Source organism: Ruegeria sp. ABM4_193 (assembly GCF_056158705.1).
On the sequence record NZ_JBSWTT010000001.1, the window covers coordinates 203,911 to 221,797 of the forward strand.

The following is a 17,887-nucleotide window of genomic DNA, read 5'->3' on the forward strand; positions in this document are numbered from 1 at the left end:
GCAGCCGTTTTCAGCTACGCAGCAGACAGGTCACAATGCGCCTTCGTCGCCCAGGAACTCGATTCCAGCTGTCGCGCCATCACTGTAAGCAATGCAATTCCAAGGAGCACGATCCTCGCCTACGCCGACTGTGACCTGTGTTCCCGCCTCGCTAAACGCGGATGAGAGCACCACGACTTGCGAATTGTTCGTCGTGTTGGCTACATCTCGCAAACACGCCTGCTGAGCCGGCGTGAGTTCGGCGGACGCACTTGATGTACTCGTATCGTCGCAGGCCGCAAGCAGTGCGAAACATGTCGCGCCCGCAATCATCACCATCTTGTTGGTCATCTTCTTCTCCCTCTGGTTCCCTTGAAATTAGTGAAATTGGATGCGCTTGTTTGAAGCTCTCGCGTCTGTGCAGCCAATTGAACATACCTTGATCCTGTGACTACCTTTCCCAAAACTTGCCGCGGTGGGCTTGGTCGGCGGGACGATATTTCGTTGACTATCGGGGCCGACATTAACGTGTGAAGGCCGAATGAAGTCGCTAGCAAATGCTAGAGCAAACTCTGGAAAGAGAGCGAGTACCTTAAGTCTGAGCATCGCGTCCTCCCAGCGCTCAATCATTGTAAAGTGCCTTCCGACCGCTAGCACTCACTCCAGCAGTCGAAAGGGCTCGGCACAGCGAGCAGCAACGACAACAACGGAGGTAAAATAAAGTTGTGTCGAATTCGCATGTTTGAATCTAATTTTTAATAAATCAATATTTTTTCCGCGCGTAAATTTCTCTACGCTCTCGTACGATAGGCCTCTGCGTTCAAACAAAAAAGTAAGTGGGAGCTAAGAGTGTGTTCCCCTGAGCGGCGAAGCGATTTGAGGCCGCACAAAAACAATGAAGGGATTGAAAGATGGGATTTGGTGAAGCCGTTAAAACGTGTTTCTCGAAATACTTCCAGTTCTCCGGTCGGGCTATACGCTCAGAATACTGGTGGTTCTTCTTGTTTGTGGTTCTCGTGAGTGCTGCTTTGGCTGTGCTGGATACGATCATATTCGGGACCAACCCCGAAACAGGCCAGGGATCTCGGGTCCTGTCCTCTGTTTTCCAGCTGGCTGTTCTCATACCTATGCTGGCCGCCGGTTGGCGAAGGCTACATGATACAGGACGACCTGGCTGGTATTTGCTGCTGCCGATGGCGCTCAGCATTACAACGCTTTTTGTTATGCTGGGTGGGGTGGCGTTCTTCTCGGTATTGGAGCAAGGGACCGAGAACCCTGACGCATTGCGAGGACCTGCGGCCGTCCTGGGCGTGACCGGTATTGTTGTTGTCTCAATTCTTCAATTGGTTCTGTCCATTCTGATGATCTGGTGGTTGACGCGCCCTTCGGAAGAAGGCGCAAACGAATACGGCGAACCTGTTTCCTGACCTGGTTGTCCGGGCAACGGGCCGGACTCTCTGCTGAATAGCAGTGCGAACCGTAACTCAATGGAGAGAAAAAATGTGCTTCAAAACCATTTCCATTGGAATGCTACTGATGGCAGGAGCGACCTCAGCATCGGCGGAGTGGTCGGTCAACTCCGGCCCTAATCCCAATGCATTTATTCAAACCGGAAACATGACGCTGGAGCTTCAGTGTGACCGTATCCGCTTTGCTCCGGCTGGATATGAGGACAGCCAGGACATTGTGGAGAAGCAGGGGCTTTCCATTCGATTTTTGAAGAACAGCACCACCGAAGTTGGGGCATTTCAGGTTGGCTCAGAAAACGCTGCCGTGCAGATCGTCGACAACTATCCCGTCGAGGTCAGTTTCAATAGTCAAGAGGACTATGCTTTTGTACTGGACCAACTTGCGGCGAATGCATCGGTTAATCTGTCGATGATTGATCAAGATGTCAGCTACGGAATCTTTGACTTGAAGGGTTCCGGCACGGCAATTCGGTCCTTTCGTTCTGCCTGCGATTCAGGTGCTAGCCAAGGGGCCTCCTACGAAGCACCCGAAGGCATTGTCTATTGTGGTGGCGGAGCGATAAAGCGCCAAATCGAATATCTAATTCTGGACAATCCAGAGGGGGAGTGGGACGCGCGAGTAACGGTCAACGGCGAGTTGATCAGAGCCATGACGGCCTACAGTTACTTCGGAAACTTTGAGCCGCCCGCCGGGTTTGTCGTCGCACTGCTTGGGGAGGACAGGTCCGAGTTTCTGATTTTTAGCGAAGGCTCGGCAAACTGGCTGGAATACGGGGACTACAGGTATGATCAGTGCAATTGATACCTCCTTCCAACCAGCTTCCCAAATAGCGCGTCAGATGAAATGTTTGCTCGCCGGGGTTATGCTTGCTTCGGGCCTTGCCTGGACCTCACCAGCTGTCGCGGCTGATGTATCGCAACTTCCGCCCGGTTTGCAGGCGAAGGTTGGTCTGGCGGCACGAGCCTGTACTTAGTTCAACGACGGTCAATTTGACTTAGATTGGGGTGCGGTTGAAAGGGTCGATCTCGACGGAGATCTACAACGCGACTGGGTTTTGAATGAGGCTGGTTTTGCGTGTTCGAGCGCCGTATCTCTTTACTGCGGAACTGGCGGATGCATGTCGCACTTTTGGGTAAGCGAAGAGGTGCACTCCTTGCTCAACCAAGGCTGGACAGTCGTTGATTTTGGGCGTCAACGCGTTGTTGTTGCGGATATTCATGGATCCAATTGCGACGGAATAAACCCAACGCCTTGCGTCACGGCCAGTGTTTGGGATGCGGACGCTAAAAGGTGGCGCTCGTCTGCTGGCGATTGGGAGTAAACTGCATTTGAGAATTGCAGATAAGCCATAGGAGCTGGTTTGTTCGATGGGTTCTCTGTGGCACGCAAACTTATGGGCAAATCGTGCAAAGTTATGCGCAAATACCGCGCAGAGTTATGGGCAAGCTTCCAAGATTTTCTTCAATGAAATCAATGTTGGGAATGCAGCGTTATGAGCGCACCTACACCGGTTGAAGAAGATCACGTTATTCTGCATTGCCACCAAATCTGGCCTGATGGTCTCAAGTGCGCAGGGATAGATATTTTTCGCCTGGATGCGACGGGAAGGTCGTCGAGCACTGGGACGTTCTTCAGGAAGTTCCAGCAAACGGCGAGAATGATAATAGCATGTTTTGACTTTAACGTTCTGACGGCGGCGCGTGGAACTTCGATAGGTCGTGTCGGCTGAACCACGAAAGACAAACGGGCAAGTCTGATCCAAGAAACCCGCCGAAGCGTATCCATCAAGAACCTATTAGGAAGGAGATAAATATGCTCCCGAAGAGTATTGTTGCGGCGACCCTTGGATTATTTTCAGCCACTTCGCTTCAAGCTGGTGTACAAATTCGCTTTATAGAAGGCGCGCCCAAAGACCGTTTTGTTCTGACAAATGTTGGAGCTTGCGAGGTAGAAGCCTCGACCGTCAAAATTAACTTGTCGCAATCTGCCGGGCGTCTGATTTTCGACGTTTCCGAAAAGGGCGCTGGTGTCGAGGTCTTCCAACCGCTTGAATTCGTTGAGGGTGCGGATGCTCTGCGGCAAATTCCTGCGGTCGTGGATGGGCAAGATACAATTGAACTTGAGATTGCCTCCCTCGCAGCCGGGGACAAACTCGCCTTTACCATCGATGTAGATGACACTATCGGGCAACGCGAAATCACCGTAACGGGGTCGGAGATCGAAGGCGCCACGGTGTCTTATACTGATGCGGATAAGACCAGCACGGCGACCTTTTCTTCTGAAGCGCTTGTTAACGTGACGACCAAGGACTGCTAAAAGCTATCCTACAATGTCGAACTGGTTGATCCGCATAGCATTCCTTGCGCTTGTGGTGGGCGGCGGCATCCTGATCGGGACACTGACTGCACCTGGCGAATGGTACGCGCAGCTTTCTAAACCGGCTTTCAATCCACCAAATTGGATTTTTGGGCCGGTTTGGTCGGTGCTATATGTTTTGATCGCTATGGTTGGTTGGCGTCAGTTTGAAACAGACCGCGGCTCGACCGCCATGAAGCTGTGGTGGGCGCAGATGGGTCTGAACTTTTTGTGGTCCCCAACCTTTTTCGTACTGCAACTGCCATGGTTTGCCTTTGTCGTAATTGTCGCGTTGTTGGCTGTCATCGTCATGTTCATAGCTCAGGTCAGGACTTCAGATCGGGTTTCCGCACTGGCCTTCCTGCCGTATTTTGCATGGGTTGCATTTGCCACGGCGCTGAACCTTTCCATTGCTATACTGAACTGAGAAGGATCGATATGCGTGCCAACTTCATTGGGCTTGTTTCAGGTTTTGTTATCATCGGATGCATGATGGCGCAGGCTGATGTAAAACTGACTGAAGACTTCTCCAAGTCTCCGGAGACGCGTTGGGACTACGTTGCCGACACCGTCATGGGAGGGGTTTCTTCAGGGCAGGTGCAGTTTCGTTCGGAAGGTAATGTTGCATTCGCGCGGCTGACCGGAACTGTGAGTACAGTAAACAACGGCGGCTTCATCCAGTTACGACGCAAGTTGTCTGATCGACCAGGTACGGGTGTATCAGGCGTCAGGCTATTGGTCCGGGGCAACGGCGAACAATACTTCGTCCACCTCAGGACAAGTGGCACCGTGCTTCCGTGGCAATACTATCAGGCCGCGTTTGCAACTTCTGACGAGTGGACAGAAATCTATTTGCCTCTGTCAGGCTTCAAGGCTTCAGGTGCCATGTTACGCGCTACTCCCGTTGCAGACGCAGTCACCTCAGTTGGAGTTGTAGCCTACGGGCGCGATCATGAGGCCAGCGTAGACGTCAGCGAGATTGGTTTCTACTGAAGGTCGCCCGGACGCAACGCTCCAATCTTCGTTGAACCAGCCAGATCAGGCGATCCCAAAAAAGCAAGCGACGTTGTCAATCCAATAGTCTTTGCTCATCGTTTCCATGCGACTAACTTGGGTCCATGGAAGAAGTAACTCGACTAACCGAATGGATGATTACAGAAGGTCGTCGCTCCGGCGATCCCGTAAAGGTGGTGTCACAGTTTTGTTCCTCCTTGGTCGAAGCCGGAGTTCCGCTGTGGCGAGTAAACATTGGTCAACGCTTTGCCAATCCATTGCTTATTGCTTGGGGCGTGGTTTGGACGCCCAACGGCACCGACAGCTACGATGTCACCCATGAGACGACGTTGACGGATGGTTATGTTGGGAGCTCATTTGAGTATATTCTGGCGAATAGAAAGCCGCTTCACAAAAGTCTTCGGCAACTGGACTCAGAAACAGAGCATTCATCCTATTTGGAGTTTGCAGAGCAAGGCGGCACCGACTACTACGCTACTTTGCTTTATTACGGAGATGGATCGCTGCATGGTTGTACGTTCATTACACAGGCGCCGGATGGGTTCTCGCCGGAGCATCTAAGGCTGATTGAAGCGGTGTTACCTGCCCTTTCTTCCGCTCTGGAACCTGTGACGATGCGAAAATCGTCTAAAGGTCTACTTCGAACCTATTTAGGAGATGGACCTTCCGAGGCAGTCTGGAGCGGCAACATCAAGCGCGGTGAGCGAACAACTCTGGATGCCGTGGTTATGTTCTCTGATCTGCGAGGCTTTACGGCACTTTCCGAAACCTCTTCGGAAGAAGAAGTCTTCGACACGCTCAGCGACTATTTTGATTTGGTAGTCAAAGCTGTAGAAGACAACGGTGGAGACGTCCTCAAGTTCATGGGTGATGGCATCCTGTCGATCTTCACTATTGAAGCTCAAAAAAACCATGCCGACCGTTGCAGAATGGCGGCTCTTGCAGCGCAGAGTGTGCTGAGTGGTTTGAAAGCTCTCAACACTAGACGAGACGAGTTCCAAAAACCGCCCTTGGACATTGGAATTGGGATCAACGTTGGGCAGGTCAGCTACGGTAACATCGGCAGCCCCGGCAGGCTTGATTTTACGGTTTTGGGTGGTGCGGTGAACGTCGCAAGCCGAATTGAAAACTTAACAAAATCAATTGGTCAGAGAGTGTTGGCGACGTCAGCCGTTGCAAGTGCTGCACCGAACATGTTCGTTAGCTGTGGGGATCACGAAATACGTGGCCTTGCTCAGCCTATTGAGCTGTTCTTTCTCACTGAAGGGGCGCAATAATCAAGTATAGTTTTTTAAAACAACATGCCTTTTCGGGAGCATCTTGAGTGTTTGTGAGGATCATTGCTTTATTGTTCTTTGCTGTGCCTACCTCGGCCATGGCATTGCAGCTTCGCGAAACTGGGCGCTACGAGCTCAATCAGCCCGCAAGTCTTGACTACGATCCGACGTTTTGTGGGTTGTGGATTGCGAACGAGGGGCCCGAAGCAATTCTCGTTACATTGCAAGGGGATGAGTTGCGCCGAATATCCAGCGACCTCTTTCGGATCAAAGCAATTGCTGTTGAAGGGGACCACTTGTTGCTGGGTGATGGTCTCGGTAGTCTTCAACGTGTCACCAAGGATGGATCACCCCTAGGAGCGCCTTTCGAATTGGAAGGCGGGTTCGCGGATACGGAAGGAATTGCAATCAACGCCGCAGGACAGATCGTGACTGTCGAGGATGACCCTGAACGGTTGTCCTGGTTCACCACCGAGGGCACTCTGGCGGCGAGATTGGACACCATGAAGCTCTCTCCGCCCTTGAGCGAGGCGCAGGGCATCGCGATTGACCCGCGTACCGGCCACTTGTTGATTGTTGATGATTGGGAAGGGTCAAACAGCTTGTATGAGTTCACGGCAGATGGCCAACTGCTCGCTCAGCAAAGCTTGTTGGAGTTCGGAACCGACCCAGAAGGCATCGCCATTAGACCGGGATCCAACCAACTGTTCGTGGCATTCGATGGCGGCGCGAAGATTGTGACATTTGACTACACGCCCACCTTGCCTGAAGGATCACCGCCGCTGCCGCCGGGCGCGGATTGCATGATGTTCTGAGAGCTTTTCTGTTTGCTTGGGTCGACGCAGGTTTCCGCTAGTCGCGCTCACTGTCCAAAGTTTCGCGAATGAGCACCAGATTGGGCAAAGACTCATGAAACGGTTCGGGCCCGAGTTCGGACAAAACCGGTCCAAGAGCTGTCGACATCCGATCCATACAAGTTTTCAGGAACTCTGCGCCATGCGGCGTCGATCGGGCAATTTTCGAACGCTTGTCATTGGGGTTGGCTTCAAGGGTAATCAGGGTAAGATTTTCAAGGCTCGCGAGCATGTGCGTCATCGAAGTCTTGGGCACTTGAAACGCGTTTGAGAGTTGCAGCGGGGTTTCACCTTCGGGACGCCGTACCAGATGGCCCAAAATTCCAAATTGAGTCGCCGTCATTCGACCAGGTAAGAACGCTTCAAGCTTGGTCGAGATCAACTGATTGATGATCCCGACCTCGGTGAAGAACCGGTAGACTTCGTTGGTCTCATCTTCAGGCTTCATTCAGAATTCGCGTCTCCAGCGGCCAGCGGGGTGTGGCAATTGGCTCGGGTCCATACCCCAAACGCAGCAACATTTGCACCGTGTGGCCCGGTGACGCAAGAAGCTCATGCGCGAGAGCGTATTCATCTGCCATCTCAGGATACTCCTGAAGGGCCTGACTGACCGGATGTACGCCCAGGCCCATTTCAGTTGTCTTCAAGTAAAAACGCATCAATTGACGACCGGCATCAAGTTGATCGCTTCGCGTGTTTGTGGCTGTCGTGAGGACTGCGTATTGCGGCGTCGCGTCTAGCATGGCGAAGTAGCCTCGCATGTGTGACTGAGTGCCTGGGTGGTCAACGTTCATCAGGGTTTCATTGTCCAATAGGCCAGTAAGTCGCAGCGTTTCCAACATGGGATCGCGTAATTCAATCCCGTCCGGGTTGGCGTTGATTTCTGCTTTCCCGATCCGCATCAGGTCGACGGATTCTTTCAAGGTCTGCGGGGTTCGCATTTCGATTTCGAAAGCGCGTTTCGTGAGGTCTCGAACTCGGGCCACCAAATCTTCATCGGTAATCAAAGTTGCATAGTTACCAAGCATAGACACTTGATCGGTAGATAGGCGCTGTTCAGTGTACGGTTCCTTGTTTGAATGTCGGTTGAGGATTTGATCTGAGAGTGGATCGGGTGCTCCGCCAGGAACGAACACTGCTTCTGCGATGGGTCCGTCATCTCCATTTGGTAGTAACTTGACCTCGGTTTCAAATCCCTGTGCACCTGCCGCCAGTACCATCGTCTCAACAAATGCACCGAGGCCAATATAGAGCTGGCGGTGGTAAGGATCGGTTTCGGGAAGCTCGCGATCTGTATCGCGGTGGATGCGCACCTTGTCTTGCCCAACGAACTCGACCAGCCAAGGTTGCAAGTTGTGTGGATTGGGGGCGAGAATTGCGTAGGACAAAGCAGCCTTGCGTGGGTCGTCATACAGTTTTGGCGTCCACGGAGCCAACGCTTCATGCGGCGTGCGTGTAGCGAGGAACGCGACCGCGCCCGTTGCCGCCAGAATTGTGCCTCCGCCTAGAATCTTGAGAAAACGTCTTCGATTTGGCATCTTGAGTCTCCGCTAGTACGATATCGAACTAAATTAATTCGAAATCGTACTATTACAACCCCAATTGATGCAGTGATTGGTTGAGTGACCATGAAAAAAGAATATTAGAGCCGCCGGACGCAACCGCCGATTACCGCGGTGGACAAGTACTCGGAGCGCCTTTGGTGCCGAAAAGAAGCAGTTATTTTAGTTGATTAACGACTGGATGCGAGAAGATCAGAGGCTGTTGAGTCGGTGCTTCTCTAGTATCCCGCAAAGCATAGCCTGTGCTTGCAGCCTGTGTGCTCGATGTCGTTCACGGGCGGCATCCGGTCGACCTTCACTAATCGCTTGGAAAACAACCCGATGATCTTCATTGGATTTGACGGGCAGGGGCCTGATGAACAACGTCGTTGCGCGAGCGCGGCGCACCTGGTCGCTCATCATGGCAACAATCGCTTCGACCCGTTTGTTGCCGCCCAACCGAACGAGTTCCTGATGAAACAACTCGTCGGCCTCGGCCCAGGCTTCAAGGTCTTCGGCTTTGATGGCTTGGTCCATCTTCGCAATTGATCCAGCTTCGGTGAGCCTCCCCCATTGAACTGGGCCACCGCACTGTCGTGTTTGGAAGACACCGATCCCAATAACTGTATTCCGCCGCTTACACCATACTTTGTCATGCGCGTCGGCACGGTCAAACTGGTTCCATACGTCAAGCCGGGTGACCCGAAATCCGGTGATTTGATCCGTTAACTGGGCGGCAAGTATAGTGCGGTTCTGTCGGCCAATCACGGACCTTTCGTATCGGGAAAGGATCTTTTCTCAGCGGTCTGTGCAGCAGAAGAGTTGGAAGAAACAGCCAAGTTGCTCCTTGTAATGCGAGGTATGCCAATCCGGATGTTGGATGCTGAACAAGTCGCAGAACTTAAAGAGACTTTCGGAAGGATGTAGTGGGACGCCGATAGGGGGAGTGTGCAAACTTTTGGGTAAACCGAGCAAAATTACGCGCAAATATCACGCGAAGTTATGGGCAAGAAAACCTGAATGTAATGAATTAAATCAATAGCATGAGCACGGTGTTGTGCGCGCGCCTACACCGGTTGCAGGTTTGCGAATAACACTTCGCGCACTCCATAAGTTTGAGTAGTTCGCCCAAAGTTTTGCTCTGCGCGATAGTCTGACTTAGCGATGAGCTTGATCAGTTTATGGCGTAGTCGTTACGGTTATGGTCTCTTGCGGCGCTCGACCGGCAAGGGGCGCTCACTGAGGGACGTTGGGTTCCATTCGGCCATTTTGCTGGGGTTCTCGCGAACGTCAGCGATGCGCGGAAAGCAGACTTTGCAAGCCTTGACGAGCGATTATAGCGAACCTTTATCGAGATCTTTTGGAGCACTCGCTAAGCAGAACTGGCTGGACATGCCATTGATCATAGCTTGCTGTTCTGTCGCAATCTCGCGCCAGTTGCAGGTCGCTTTGATTGCAAAATCAGATGATGGTCACTGGCCCCAAGTTGTATGCGCGATGCTGCAAAGCAGATCGACATGTTTGTCCAACCATTCTTCGTGAAGTGTTTCGTGACGTATGAGCTTGCGGAAATATGGTGCCGCGACAGCGAGTTCTATGAGCTGTTCAACCGGAACATCTGCGGCAATCTCACCGCGGTCTATTGCGGCTGCAAATATTGCTTCAACACTTGCGAACCTGTCTTTCATGAATTCAGTGATCACTAAACGCGCTTCTGCATCGGTGGACGCAGCAGCGACCACCTGAGGCGCGATTTGGCCCCATGGTGTGTCATTCAAGGCTCCCATCAGTACGCCGAGTAACCAGCGCAGGTCAGATCGCAGCGGGCCATCAGTTTTAGGCGGTATGTTTGGCGGTGTTGCGATGCGCCTGAACGCTGCATCACGCAGACAACGCGCATCTGGCCAGTGCCTGTATAGTGTGCTGCGCGAAATGCCCGTCGCCTTAGAAACTGCACCATGAGTTACGTGCAGCACACCCTCATCCATGAGTATCCTTTGCGCCGCATCAAGCGCGGCCCGCCGTGTAGCGATCAGCCTAGGATCTTCTTTCAATCGTCCCTCCTATAGAACACATTGTTGCATAGCAGAACATTTTGTTCTAAATGTATCGTCAGGTGAAATCTAAAGCTCAATACTCAATCCCGCGAACATGTCCTGTCAAAATGCGAGCGTATCAATGTTCAAAGTCGCAGCAACCCCGTTGGCGGTACTCTTATCAATCGGCGCGACAACCGCATTGTCCGAGAGTGGCACTTACGAGCTGGATCCCGGGCACAGTCAGGTATTGTTCAGTTACGACCACATCGGGTTTTCGGAAACGTTTGGAATGTTCTCAGGTTTTAGCGGCGAGATCGAGTTCAACGAAGATGATCCGTCATCATCATCGGTCTTAGTGTCTATGCCTGTAAAATCCATGATCACGGGCTGGGACGCCCGTCTGCAACACTTCATGTCCGATGACTTTTTTAGCGCGAGTGACAGTGACGTGGTCACATTCGCCTCGACCAGCATTGAAGTCACCGGGGATAAAACCGCGAATATTTCTGGCGACCTGACCATGAATGGCATCACCAAACCTGTTGTTTTGGAAACAACGCTTAACAAGTCAGCTCCATACCCGTTTGGCCCAAAAGAGGGCACGTCGACCCTGGGCCTGGCAGCCACGGCGACCATCGTGCGGTCTGAATTCGGACTTGGGGCATATGCGCCAGCGGTGAGCGACGAGATAGAGCTCTTGATCAATATCGAAGCGTTAAAGGCTGAATGATGTGTGCAAGGGCGCCGATACTGCGCTGAACGCTCATTCCTTGATTTTGGCGGATGGTCAACACGATGAATGAAATCCTGAGAGCATTGGCGGTTGGTGCAACGGCGGTGGCATTGACGTGCCCGTTGGCATTCGCACAAGAGCGCTCTTTGCCGGAGCGTAGCTCACCCCGTCCTGAAACAACAAGCGGCGTACCCCATACACAGATTGGTGTCGAGATTGATGCCGATTTGGCCCAGCTATTGCTGGAGCGTGTCGCGCAATTCCCAGGGGTCACACTTGGCCCTACGCGCATATCGCTTCCTGGCGCGATTGGCTTTCAGCTTGATCCCGACATGTTGTTGTCTCGACCGAACTCTATCGTCGGTGGGTTTGAGTTTGCGCATATGCACACAGATGGCAGCTTGCACGCCTCGCTCGACCCGGCAATGGCGCGAATGGCAATTGAGGCTGGCTGGGCCGTCGAACACCCTTGGGCCAATCAACGTCCTGGGTGGAGCGGCTTTGTCATGATATATACACCGACCACGCCTGAAGAGCTGGATGTCGTCATCGATCTGGTCGAAAGCTCTTATTCCTTCATCACCGGCAAAATCTTGGGCTAAAGGCAACCTGCTGACCTTGCCGTCGCTACTTATGCGTAAGTCAGTCAATAAGCAGCCTTGCCGAAATTTCAGGTGATCTATGATCCACTGTTCCGGACGGGCATGATCCAGAGATGTGGCGCACGGAAAATGAGTAAAGCTAGGAAGTATATGGCGGCACATCCTCGAAGCTTGTCAAAACCACATACCCCAAGTAGGTAATTGGTATGTTTCGCTTGGTCCTGTCGATACTTCTGGTTGTTGCATTCTCTGGCGCATCCGCACCGTCCGTGAAGCATGGCTTGACCCATGGATCGGATCATTCTGGTCATCATGCTCAAATGGCGGGCGACGATCCGTTGGCTGATGCCGAGAAAGCTGCAGCGGAGTGTTGTGACACCACTGGCGGCATGGGTTCAACATCCTGTTTTGGTGATCTGGTTGCAACGGCAGGGATTTCGCCGATTGCTCCATTTGCGATCTCAGAAGGTGGTGTGACGCAGGCTCGCTGCGATTTTTCGGGCCTCGCACTGGGCGTCCCCACCGGTCCTCCGAAAGCTTGAACGGCAACGGGCGCTCGCCCGCAATCCGTTCAAATTTCACATCAAAGGACCGACAGACATGATCACACGTCGTCACTTCACCACACTATCTGCAACTGCTCTCATCGCGAGTGCTCTTCCCGTCCGTGCAGGCACCCCGATGCACGTGCTTACCTCACCAGATTGCGGATGTTGTCACGCATGGGCCGACTTGGCTCGCGCGCGTAGCTACGCCGTCAGCGTTGAGGAGCTGACAGACCCCGAGGCACAGAAGTCAGCGCGGGGTATCCCGCTGAACCTCGCATCCTGTCATACCATTGAAGCCGGTGGTTATGTCTTTGAAGGCCATGTGCCGTTCGAAGCACTGGAAGCTGTGTTGAAGGATCGGCCCGACATCACAGGGCTTGCCGTTCTTGGCATGCCAATGGGCTCCCCTGGTATGGGCGACGATCCGTCTGCCCGTTATAACGTCATCGCATTTGGGGGAGAGGCTGGGGCCGGTACGGTTTACTACCGCGCGGGCACCGCGCAGCCGTTCGACACCTGATGTTAGGGCGCACGACACTCTTGGTCACCGGTGGGCTTGCGCTCGCCGGTTTCACCGTATTGTTCATTCTGGCTCAGCCCTCCAAGGCGGTTGGTCTATTGATACCAGATGACGCCGAACTGGTCGCCACTGGCCAAGATATCTACGCGGATCAATGTGCTGCATGCCACGGTGCGAGCCTTGAAGGACAGCCAAATTGGCAGATGCGCGGCGAGGATGGTTTACTACCAGCACCGCCGCATGACGCCACAGGGCACACGTGGCACCACGATGATGAAACGCTGTTCACCCTCACTAAATTTGGCCTGGCCGGACTGATGGAAAATGCGCCCCCAACCGGTATGCCTGCCTATGAAGGTGTGCTCAGCGATGACGAAATCATTGCGGTGCTGTCCTTTATCAAATCAACCTGGCCCGATGACATTCGTGAGTATCACGACGAACTGAATGCCCAACCCGAATAGAGGAAAACTCAGATGATCAAACAAACCCTTTTCGGTTTGGTCGTAGCAATGGCTCCAATGCTTGCGGCTGCGCATTCTAAGTCCGAAGCAACGACGCCGGCTGACGGCGCGACTGTCACGGATGTGCCTGAGCTTACCATGCGGTTCGATGATCCGATGCGCATCATCTCGGTCACGTTGACCTCACCCGATGGCGATGTCGAAATTGAACGCGAAACGGGTAGGGACCCTACCACGGAATTCCGAGCTACGCCTTTGGAGGAGCTTGCACCCGGAAACTACCGTTTCGACTGGCGAGGTATGGCGTCAGACGGACACCCGATGCAGGGCAGCTTCTCTTTCACGGTCGCTGAGTGATCGGACTGGCCCCTATAGATGGTGTCGTCGTCTTGGCCATTTTGGCAAAGGCGCTTGGCTACGGTGCGGCGCTGCTGGCGATGGGTAGCGTTCTGTTCAGGGTCCTCTTTGCCACGCGCGCCGAGGCGTCTGTTCTGCGTCTTGCACGGCACCTCGCGGTCGGTGCAGCGATTGTCGGTCTCGCAGTGCTTGCTTTACGTTTCGGCATCAGAGCGGCGCGGATATCCGGAATGGGCTTTAAGGGCGCGACGGACCCAATGATGCTTGGCTTTGTGTGGGACAGTCCGCTTGGCACCGCCGCAGTTTGGCGAGCGGTGGGTGAACTCGCGATTTTGGCAATCCTGCTCACCCGCGTCGGGCAATGGATCGCTTTGGCGGGCAGCGTTGCCATAGCGATTTCCTTTGCCCAGGTGGGACACTCCCTCGGAGAGCCCAGGGAGCTTCTCTCAGTCTTACTGGTTGTTCATCTGCTGACAGTTGCCTTTTGGGTTGGCGCTCTTCTGCCGTTGCACAAAGCGGCGCTCACTCCTACTGGGGCTGACCTACTGCACTATTTTGGCAATGTCGCTTCTTACGGAGTTGGCGCCCTTATTGTTTCAGGCGTAGCACTCGCATGGCTGCTTTCGGGCTCCTTAGCTGCCTTGTTCGGAACGGCGTATGGATTGGGGCTTTTGGTCAAGGTCGTGATCGTTTCTGCCCTTCTTGGTATCGCGGCGTTGAACAAGTTGAGATTTGTTCCGGCTCTCAGGGCTGAGAAGCGTGGCGCGACAATTGTTCTCCGATGGTCGATTTCGATAGAGATGTTGGCTGTTGTCCTGATCCTGCTTGCAACGGCGACCCTAACAAGTGTGACGACACCTCCCATCAGTCTCTGACGGCTTATGGTCCGAAACAAAAGCTGCAAATCCTTGTCACGAATGTCCGCTTTGGGCTGCAACCAGTCAATCATGCAAGCCGCAGAGAACGGCAGCACCGAGTCCAATCTGACCGATGCTGCAAGATGAACGAAGGGCAGCCATGCGCAGTTGTCGCTTCGGGTGCCGCGACAGGTCCAAAACAAACCAATCTATCCGATGGTCTGTTGTCCGGAATTGACCACGTGGCGCACACTAAGTTAGAAGTTAACAAAATCATGGCGGCCGCATAAAGGCTGCGATCACCGGGCAGACAGATGTGATGAAACAGGCTTACGAGCACATTCAGAGAGTTGGCTTGGCTGCCCTCTGTCTCGCGTTGGTCGTTTGGTCCGTAACGCCATCATTCTCTCATGCACCGGCGATATTTGAGACGATCCAAGACCATTTGGAAATGGTTGAAGATCATGGCCATTCACATGGCTTCGAAGAAGACCTATTCTGGGCGATGCACGGCCATAGCCACGATGTGGTGGATCATGACCACAATCAGGCGTTTCTTACCAGCGGCCCCGGCATCGCACCTGAATTTCACCCAGGCGAGGCCTGGCGACGGCTAGCTTCCGCCAACGGCCCCACCCGTCAGTTCCGAATAGACCGACCTCCGCGCGCTTGATCGGCACTGCGCGGCTCTCGCGCACCACTGATCAATCCAACTACTATGCGGAGTTAATCCATGAGAACCCTCAATGAGGGCGTCAGGCGCAGTTCTAAGCGTCTCGCGTTCTTCATCCTATCCATGTTGCTGCTATCGACAAGCGCAGCTATGGCGCATGATGTTACGCCCGGCGACGCTGGCTACATCCAAGAAATCTGGGGCGTGCACATCATCCCCTTCATGTATCTCGGGGCCAAACATATGGTGACGGGCTACGACCATATCCTGTTCCTCCTTGGCGTCGTCTTCTTCCTCTATCGATCGAAAGACGTTGCAGTATACGTGAGCCTCTTTGCAGTGGGGCATTCCATCACGATGCTTGCAGGCGTCTGGTTCGGCTGGGGCATCAGTTCCTACATTGTGGACGCCATTATCGGGCTGTCCGTTGTCTACAAGGCGCTCGACAACCTTGGGGCCTATCAGCGGTGGTTCGGCTTCCAGCCCAACACCAAGGCAGCGACTTTCATCTTTGGCCTGTTTCACGGCACCGGCTTGGCCACGAAGATATTGGACTATCAGATCGCACCAGACGGGCTTCTGCCTAACCTTCTGGCTTTCAATGTTGGCGTCGAGATCGGTCAACTGCTGGCGCTCGCAGCCATCCTCATCGTCATGGGGTACTGGCGAAAAAGCGCCAAGTTTTTCGAACAAGCCTACACCGTCAATGTCGTCATGATGACCATCGGCTTTGTGCTGATGGGATACCAACTCACTGGCTACTTCGTAGCCGCATAAGGAACAGCACAGATGTTTAATGCAAAAAAACCGAGCCTCGATGAATTGCCCAGTTCAGCCCAGCTTCTTCGCTCCACGGTCATCGCAGCTATCAGCGCCGGGGCGATACTGGTCGCTGTTGTGCTGCCCGCGGAATACGGGATCGACCCAACGGGTGCGGGCCGCGTGCTTGGCCTGACTGAGATGGGTGAAATCAAACAGGAACTGACAGATGAAGCCGAACAAGATCAACAGCTTCACGGGGCTGACCAGTCGTCCAACTTGCTGGGCGACATCGTTGGTCTGTTTGTTGGAACGGCGCGCGCTCAAGGAGCGTGGCAGGACACAATCACGTTCACGCTTGAATCGGGTGAGTTCACCGAGATCAAGGCAACCATGCAAGAGGGCGAGACCCTGTTCTACTCTTGGGTGGCTGAAGGTGGTCGTATCAACTTCGACCTCCACGCACATGCGGGCGACCAAAACGTGACCTACGAGAAAGGGCGCGGTCAAACGAAAGGCGAAGGCAGTTTTGAAACACCCTTCGCCGGTGATCACGGCTGGTTCTGGCGCAACAGAGACGATGAGGCGGTCACCGTCACACTCCACTTGAATGGGGCTTACTCGGACATTGTTCGAAGCGAGTAACACCACAAGCCGCGCGCTCAAAAACCGGGTGCGCGGCATCAATACGGTCATTCGGTTCTTTGCCGTTAACGGCCGTTTGGTCCGCTACACGAGAATTACAAAGTCGGATTTTGAAGATCCGCTTCGGACTGAGAGCTTGCATATATCTTGGAGAATGTAGCGTAGGATTTGAAGCGCTCTGTCGACTTTGATTCAAGACACGACGATAGTCCGGTATTCCTCACACACTTTGCTCTGCGCGTAGGCCCAGCATTGCTTTTTGTTGACGGACCAATCGTTCCAGTTCTACCGCCAACGCTTTCACTTGCGCCTTAGCTTCACGAAGCTCGCTTGCGTGTTCAACTGCCTCAGGCCGCAGCATGGTGGATGGCCCAACCGAAATCGAAGATCTCGATTTCACCGAGGCGAAAACAACCGTGGTGCAAGGGTTCGTCGACAGTGTCCCGATGGCAGGGCGCACAGATCTTGTAAAGGACTACATGTCGACCGAAAGAGACTTGGAACAACTCTGGCGAATTCTAGGGGAGTTGAGCGTCATGTTTTCTCTGGCAGAGGGCGAAAATGATTTCTTTTTAAGGACAAGGGCGCATTGGTGGTGGTTCAATATTCCAGAAAGCGAATGGTTGTATTCGATTGGGCTAGCGCGATAATCTGATCGCATCCAAGGATCAGCAGAACAAGTGTGTGGCATCGAATGAACAAGTTGGCGCTGACAGCAATGGCATTGATCTCCACTGGCGCGGTGTGGGCCGCTGGGATGGAACGGTGGGGTGAATCCGGGGATTGGACAATCCTGATTGATCCCGAAAAGGGAAATGGCTGTCTCGCGTGGAAGCCCTTTGAAAATGACATGACCGTTGAAATCGGCGCAGCACCCAATCAGGCCGGCGGCTTTTTTGCAGCCTATAATCCGGCCTGGGTTCAAATCGAGGACGGTGCAACGGGTATCGTAAAGTTCGACTTTGGTGATGCGAAATTCGAAGGCGAAGCTGTTGGTGTCTTCAAGAATGGCGTGCCGGGTGGCTACGCCTTTTTCGACAACCCGGCGTTTGTAACCGAGTTTGGAAAGCGCCAAAGTGTTACGATCATTGGCGAAAGTGGGGCCGAGGTTGAACTCGACCTCAGCGGGTCTGCAAAAGCCATTGAGGCCGTTCTGACGTGTCAGGCCGAACAGCCGGAACCACTGAAGAACTAGTTAGC

At 53.5% G+C, this 17,887-nt stretch carries 26 protein-coding genes; 21 read left to right on the forward strand and 5 right to left on the reverse strand.

The genetic code is table 11. The features are described 5' to 3' along the window. Positions 1–30: 30 nt before the first annotated feature. On the reverse strand, positions 31–330 hold the full coding sequence (locus ACXADZ_RS00990) for a hypothetical protein (protein WP_113790467.1): 300 nt from the start codon (positions 328–330) through the stop codon (positions 31–33). Between the two features lie 560 nt (positions 331–890). Here ACXADZ_RS00990 and ACXADZ_RS00995 point away from each other — a divergent pair. From ACXADZ_RS00995 to ACXADZ_RS01025, 7 genes are all read left to right on the forward strand, one after another. Next, on the forward strand, positions 891–1,406 hold the full coding sequence (locus tag ACXADZ_RS00995) for a DUF805 domain-containing protein (protein ID WP_170357387.1): 516 nt from the start codon (positions 891–893) through the stop codon (positions 1,404–1,406). A gap of 73 nt (positions 1,407–1,479) precedes the next feature. Further along, positions 1,480–2,250 (forward strand): hypothetical protein, encoded by a 771-nt coding sequence (locus ACXADZ_RS01000; RefSeq protein WP_475192051.1) that lies wholly within the window; start codon positions 1,480–1,482, stop codon positions 2,248–2,250. Positions 2,251–3,261: 1,011 nt separating this feature from the next. Beyond that, positions 3,262–3,765 carry an aggregation factor core gene (locus ACXADZ_RS01005; protein ID WP_475192053.1) on the forward strand — a complete coding sequence of 168 codons (504 nt, stop codon included), beginning with the start codon at positions 3,262–3,264 and terminating at the stop codon, positions 3,763–3,765. A gap of 13 nt (positions 3,766–3,778) precedes the next feature. Beyond that, entirely contained in the window at positions 3,779–4,231 is a 453-nt protein-coding gene (locus ACXADZ_RS01010) for a TspO/MBR family protein (protein ID WP_475192055.1), read from the forward strand. 11 nt (positions 4,232–4,242) lie between these two features. Beyond that, entirely contained in the window at positions 4,243–4,797 is a 555-nt protein-coding gene (locus ACXADZ_RS01015; protein ID WP_475192059.1) for a CIA30 family protein, read from the forward strand. A 125-nt stretch (positions 4,798–4,922) separates the two neighbouring features. Further along, positions 4,923–6,095 carry an adenylate/guanylate cyclase domain-containing protein gene (locus ACXADZ_RS01020; RefSeq protein WP_475192063.1) on the forward strand — a complete coding sequence of 391 codons (1,173 nt, stop codon included), beginning with the start codon at positions 4,923–4,925 and terminating at the stop codon, positions 6,093–6,095. A 47-nt stretch (positions 6,096–6,142) separates the two neighbouring features. Next, on the forward strand, positions 6,143–6,910 hold the full coding sequence (locus tag ACXADZ_RS01025) for an SdiA-regulated/phytase-like domain-containing protein (RefSeq protein WP_475192065.1): 768 nt from the start codon (positions 6,143–6,145) through the stop codon (positions 6,908–6,910). A 37-nt stretch (positions 6,911–6,947) separates the two neighbouring features. On the opposite strand, the gene ACXADZ_RS01030 is transcribed toward ACXADZ_RS01025, so the two are convergent. From ACXADZ_RS01030 to ACXADZ_RS01040, 3 genes are all read right to left on the reverse strand, one after another. Next, positions 6,948–7,397 carry a MarR family winged helix-turn-helix transcriptional regulator gene (locus tag ACXADZ_RS01030; RefSeq protein WP_475192067.1) on the reverse strand — a complete coding sequence of 150 codons (450 nt, stop codon included), beginning with the start codon at positions 7,395–7,397 and terminating at the stop codon, positions 6,948–6,950. Beyond that, positions 7,387–8,487, reverse strand: coding sequence for an Acg family FMN-binding oxidoreductase (locus ACXADZ_RS01035; protein WP_475192068.1), 1,101 nt, complete (start codon positions 8,485–8,487; stop codon positions 7,387–7,389). The genes ACXADZ_RS01030 and ACXADZ_RS01035 overlap by 11 nt, the downstream gene beginning before the upstream one ends. 216 nt (positions 8,488–8,703) lie before the next feature. Then, on the reverse strand, positions 8,704–9,027 hold the full coding sequence (locus ACXADZ_RS01040) for an FCD domain-containing protein (RefSeq protein ID WP_475192071.1): 324 nt from the start codon (positions 9,025–9,027) through the stop codon (positions 8,704–8,706). Positions 9,028–9,063: 36 nt separating this feature from the next. Here ACXADZ_RS01040 and ACXADZ_RS01045 point away from each other — a divergent pair, with 36 nt between their 5' ends. Both ACXADZ_RS01045 and ACXADZ_RS01050 read left to right on the forward strand, forming a co-directional pair. Beyond that, on the forward strand, positions 9,064–9,219 hold the full coding sequence (locus tag ACXADZ_RS01045) for a hypothetical protein (protein WP_475192074.1): 156 nt from the start codon (positions 9,064–9,066) through the stop codon (positions 9,217–9,219). Continuing rightward, entirely contained in the window at positions 9,220–9,417 is a 198-nt protein-coding gene (locus ACXADZ_RS01050) for a class II aldolase/adducin family protein (RefSeq protein WP_475198445.1), read from the forward strand. Positions 9,418–9,962: 545 nt separating this feature from the next. On the opposite strand, the gene ACXADZ_RS01055 is transcribed toward ACXADZ_RS01050, so the two are convergent. Continuing rightward, on the reverse strand, positions 9,963–10,544 hold the full coding sequence (locus tag ACXADZ_RS01055) for a TetR/AcrR family transcriptional regulator C-terminal ligand-binding domain-containing protein (RefSeq protein ID WP_475192077.1): 582 nt from the start codon (positions 10,542–10,544) through the stop codon (positions 9,963–9,965). 124 nt (positions 10,545–10,668) lie between these two features. Here ACXADZ_RS01055 and ACXADZ_RS01060 point away from each other — a divergent pair, with 124 nt between their 5' ends. From ACXADZ_RS01060 to ACXADZ_RS01115, 12 genes are all read left to right on the forward strand, one after another. Beyond that, positions 10,669–11,259, forward strand: a complete 591-nt coding sequence (locus ACXADZ_RS01060) for a YceI family protein (protein ID WP_475192079.1) — start codon at positions 10,669–10,671, stop codon at positions 11,257–11,259. A gap of 65 nt (positions 11,260–11,324) precedes the next feature. Continuing rightward, on the forward strand, positions 11,325–11,864 hold the full coding sequence (locus ACXADZ_RS01065; RefSeq protein ID WP_475192082.1) for a luciferase domain-containing protein: 540 nt from the start codon (positions 11,325–11,327) through the stop codon (positions 11,862–11,864). Positions 11,865–12,070: 206 nt separating this feature from the next. Next, the gene (locus ACXADZ_RS01070; RefSeq protein WP_475192084.1) at positions 12,071–12,406 is read left to right on the forward strand and encodes a hypothetical protein; all 336 of its coding nucleotides are present in this window, start codon (positions 12,071–12,073) and stop codon (positions 12,404–12,406) included. Between the two features lie 58 nt (positions 12,407–12,464). After that, a complete protein-coding gene (locus ACXADZ_RS01075) occupies positions 12,465–12,932 on the forward strand; it encodes a DUF411 domain-containing protein (protein WP_475192086.1) in 468 nt (155 codons plus the stop codon). Beyond that, entirely contained in the window at positions 12,932–13,396 is a 465-nt protein-coding gene (locus ACXADZ_RS01080) for a c-type cytochrome (protein WP_475192089.1), read from the forward strand. The genes ACXADZ_RS01075 and ACXADZ_RS01080 overlap by 1 nt, the downstream gene beginning before the upstream one ends. Before the next feature lie 12 nt (positions 13,397–13,408). Next, positions 13,409–13,753, forward strand: coding sequence for a copper resistance CopC family protein (locus ACXADZ_RS01085; protein ID WP_475192094.1), 345 nt, complete (start codon positions 13,409–13,411; stop codon positions 13,751–13,753). Next, entirely contained in the window at positions 13,750–14,628 is an 879-nt protein-coding gene (locus ACXADZ_RS01090; RefSeq protein ID WP_475192096.1) for a CopD family protein, read from the forward strand. The genes ACXADZ_RS01085 and ACXADZ_RS01090 overlap by 4 nt, the downstream gene beginning before the upstream one ends. A gap of 337 nt (positions 14,629–14,965) precedes the next feature. Continuing rightward, positions 14,966–15,283: a hypothetical protein gene (locus ACXADZ_RS01095; protein WP_475192099.1), complete on the forward strand. Its 318-nt coding sequence runs from the start codon at positions 14,966–14,968 to the stop codon at positions 15,281–15,283. Between the two features lie 60 nt (positions 15,284–15,343). Beyond that, a complete protein-coding gene (locus ACXADZ_RS01100) occupies positions 15,344–16,060 on the forward strand; it encodes a HupE/UreJ family protein (RefSeq protein WP_475192102.1) in 717 nt (238 codons plus the stop codon). Positions 16,061–16,072: 12 nt separating this feature from the next. Continuing rightward, complete coding sequence (locus tag ACXADZ_RS01105; RefSeq protein ID WP_475192105.1) at positions 16,073–16,687, forward strand: transmembrane anchor protein; 615 nt, start codon at positions 16,073–16,075, stop codon at positions 16,685–16,687. Between the two features lie 359 nt (positions 16,688–17,046). Continuing rightward, entirely contained in the window at positions 17,047–17,337 is a 291-nt protein-coding gene (locus ACXADZ_RS01110; protein WP_475192109.1) for a hypothetical protein, read from the forward strand. A 44-nt stretch (positions 17,338–17,381) separates the two neighbouring features. Then, the gene (locus tag ACXADZ_RS01115) at positions 17,382–17,882 is read left to right on the forward strand and encodes a hypothetical protein (RefSeq protein WP_475192114.1); all 501 of its coding nucleotides are present in this window, start codon (positions 17,382–17,384) and stop codon (positions 17,880–17,882) included. Positions 17,883–17,887 lie beyond the last annotated feature (5 nt).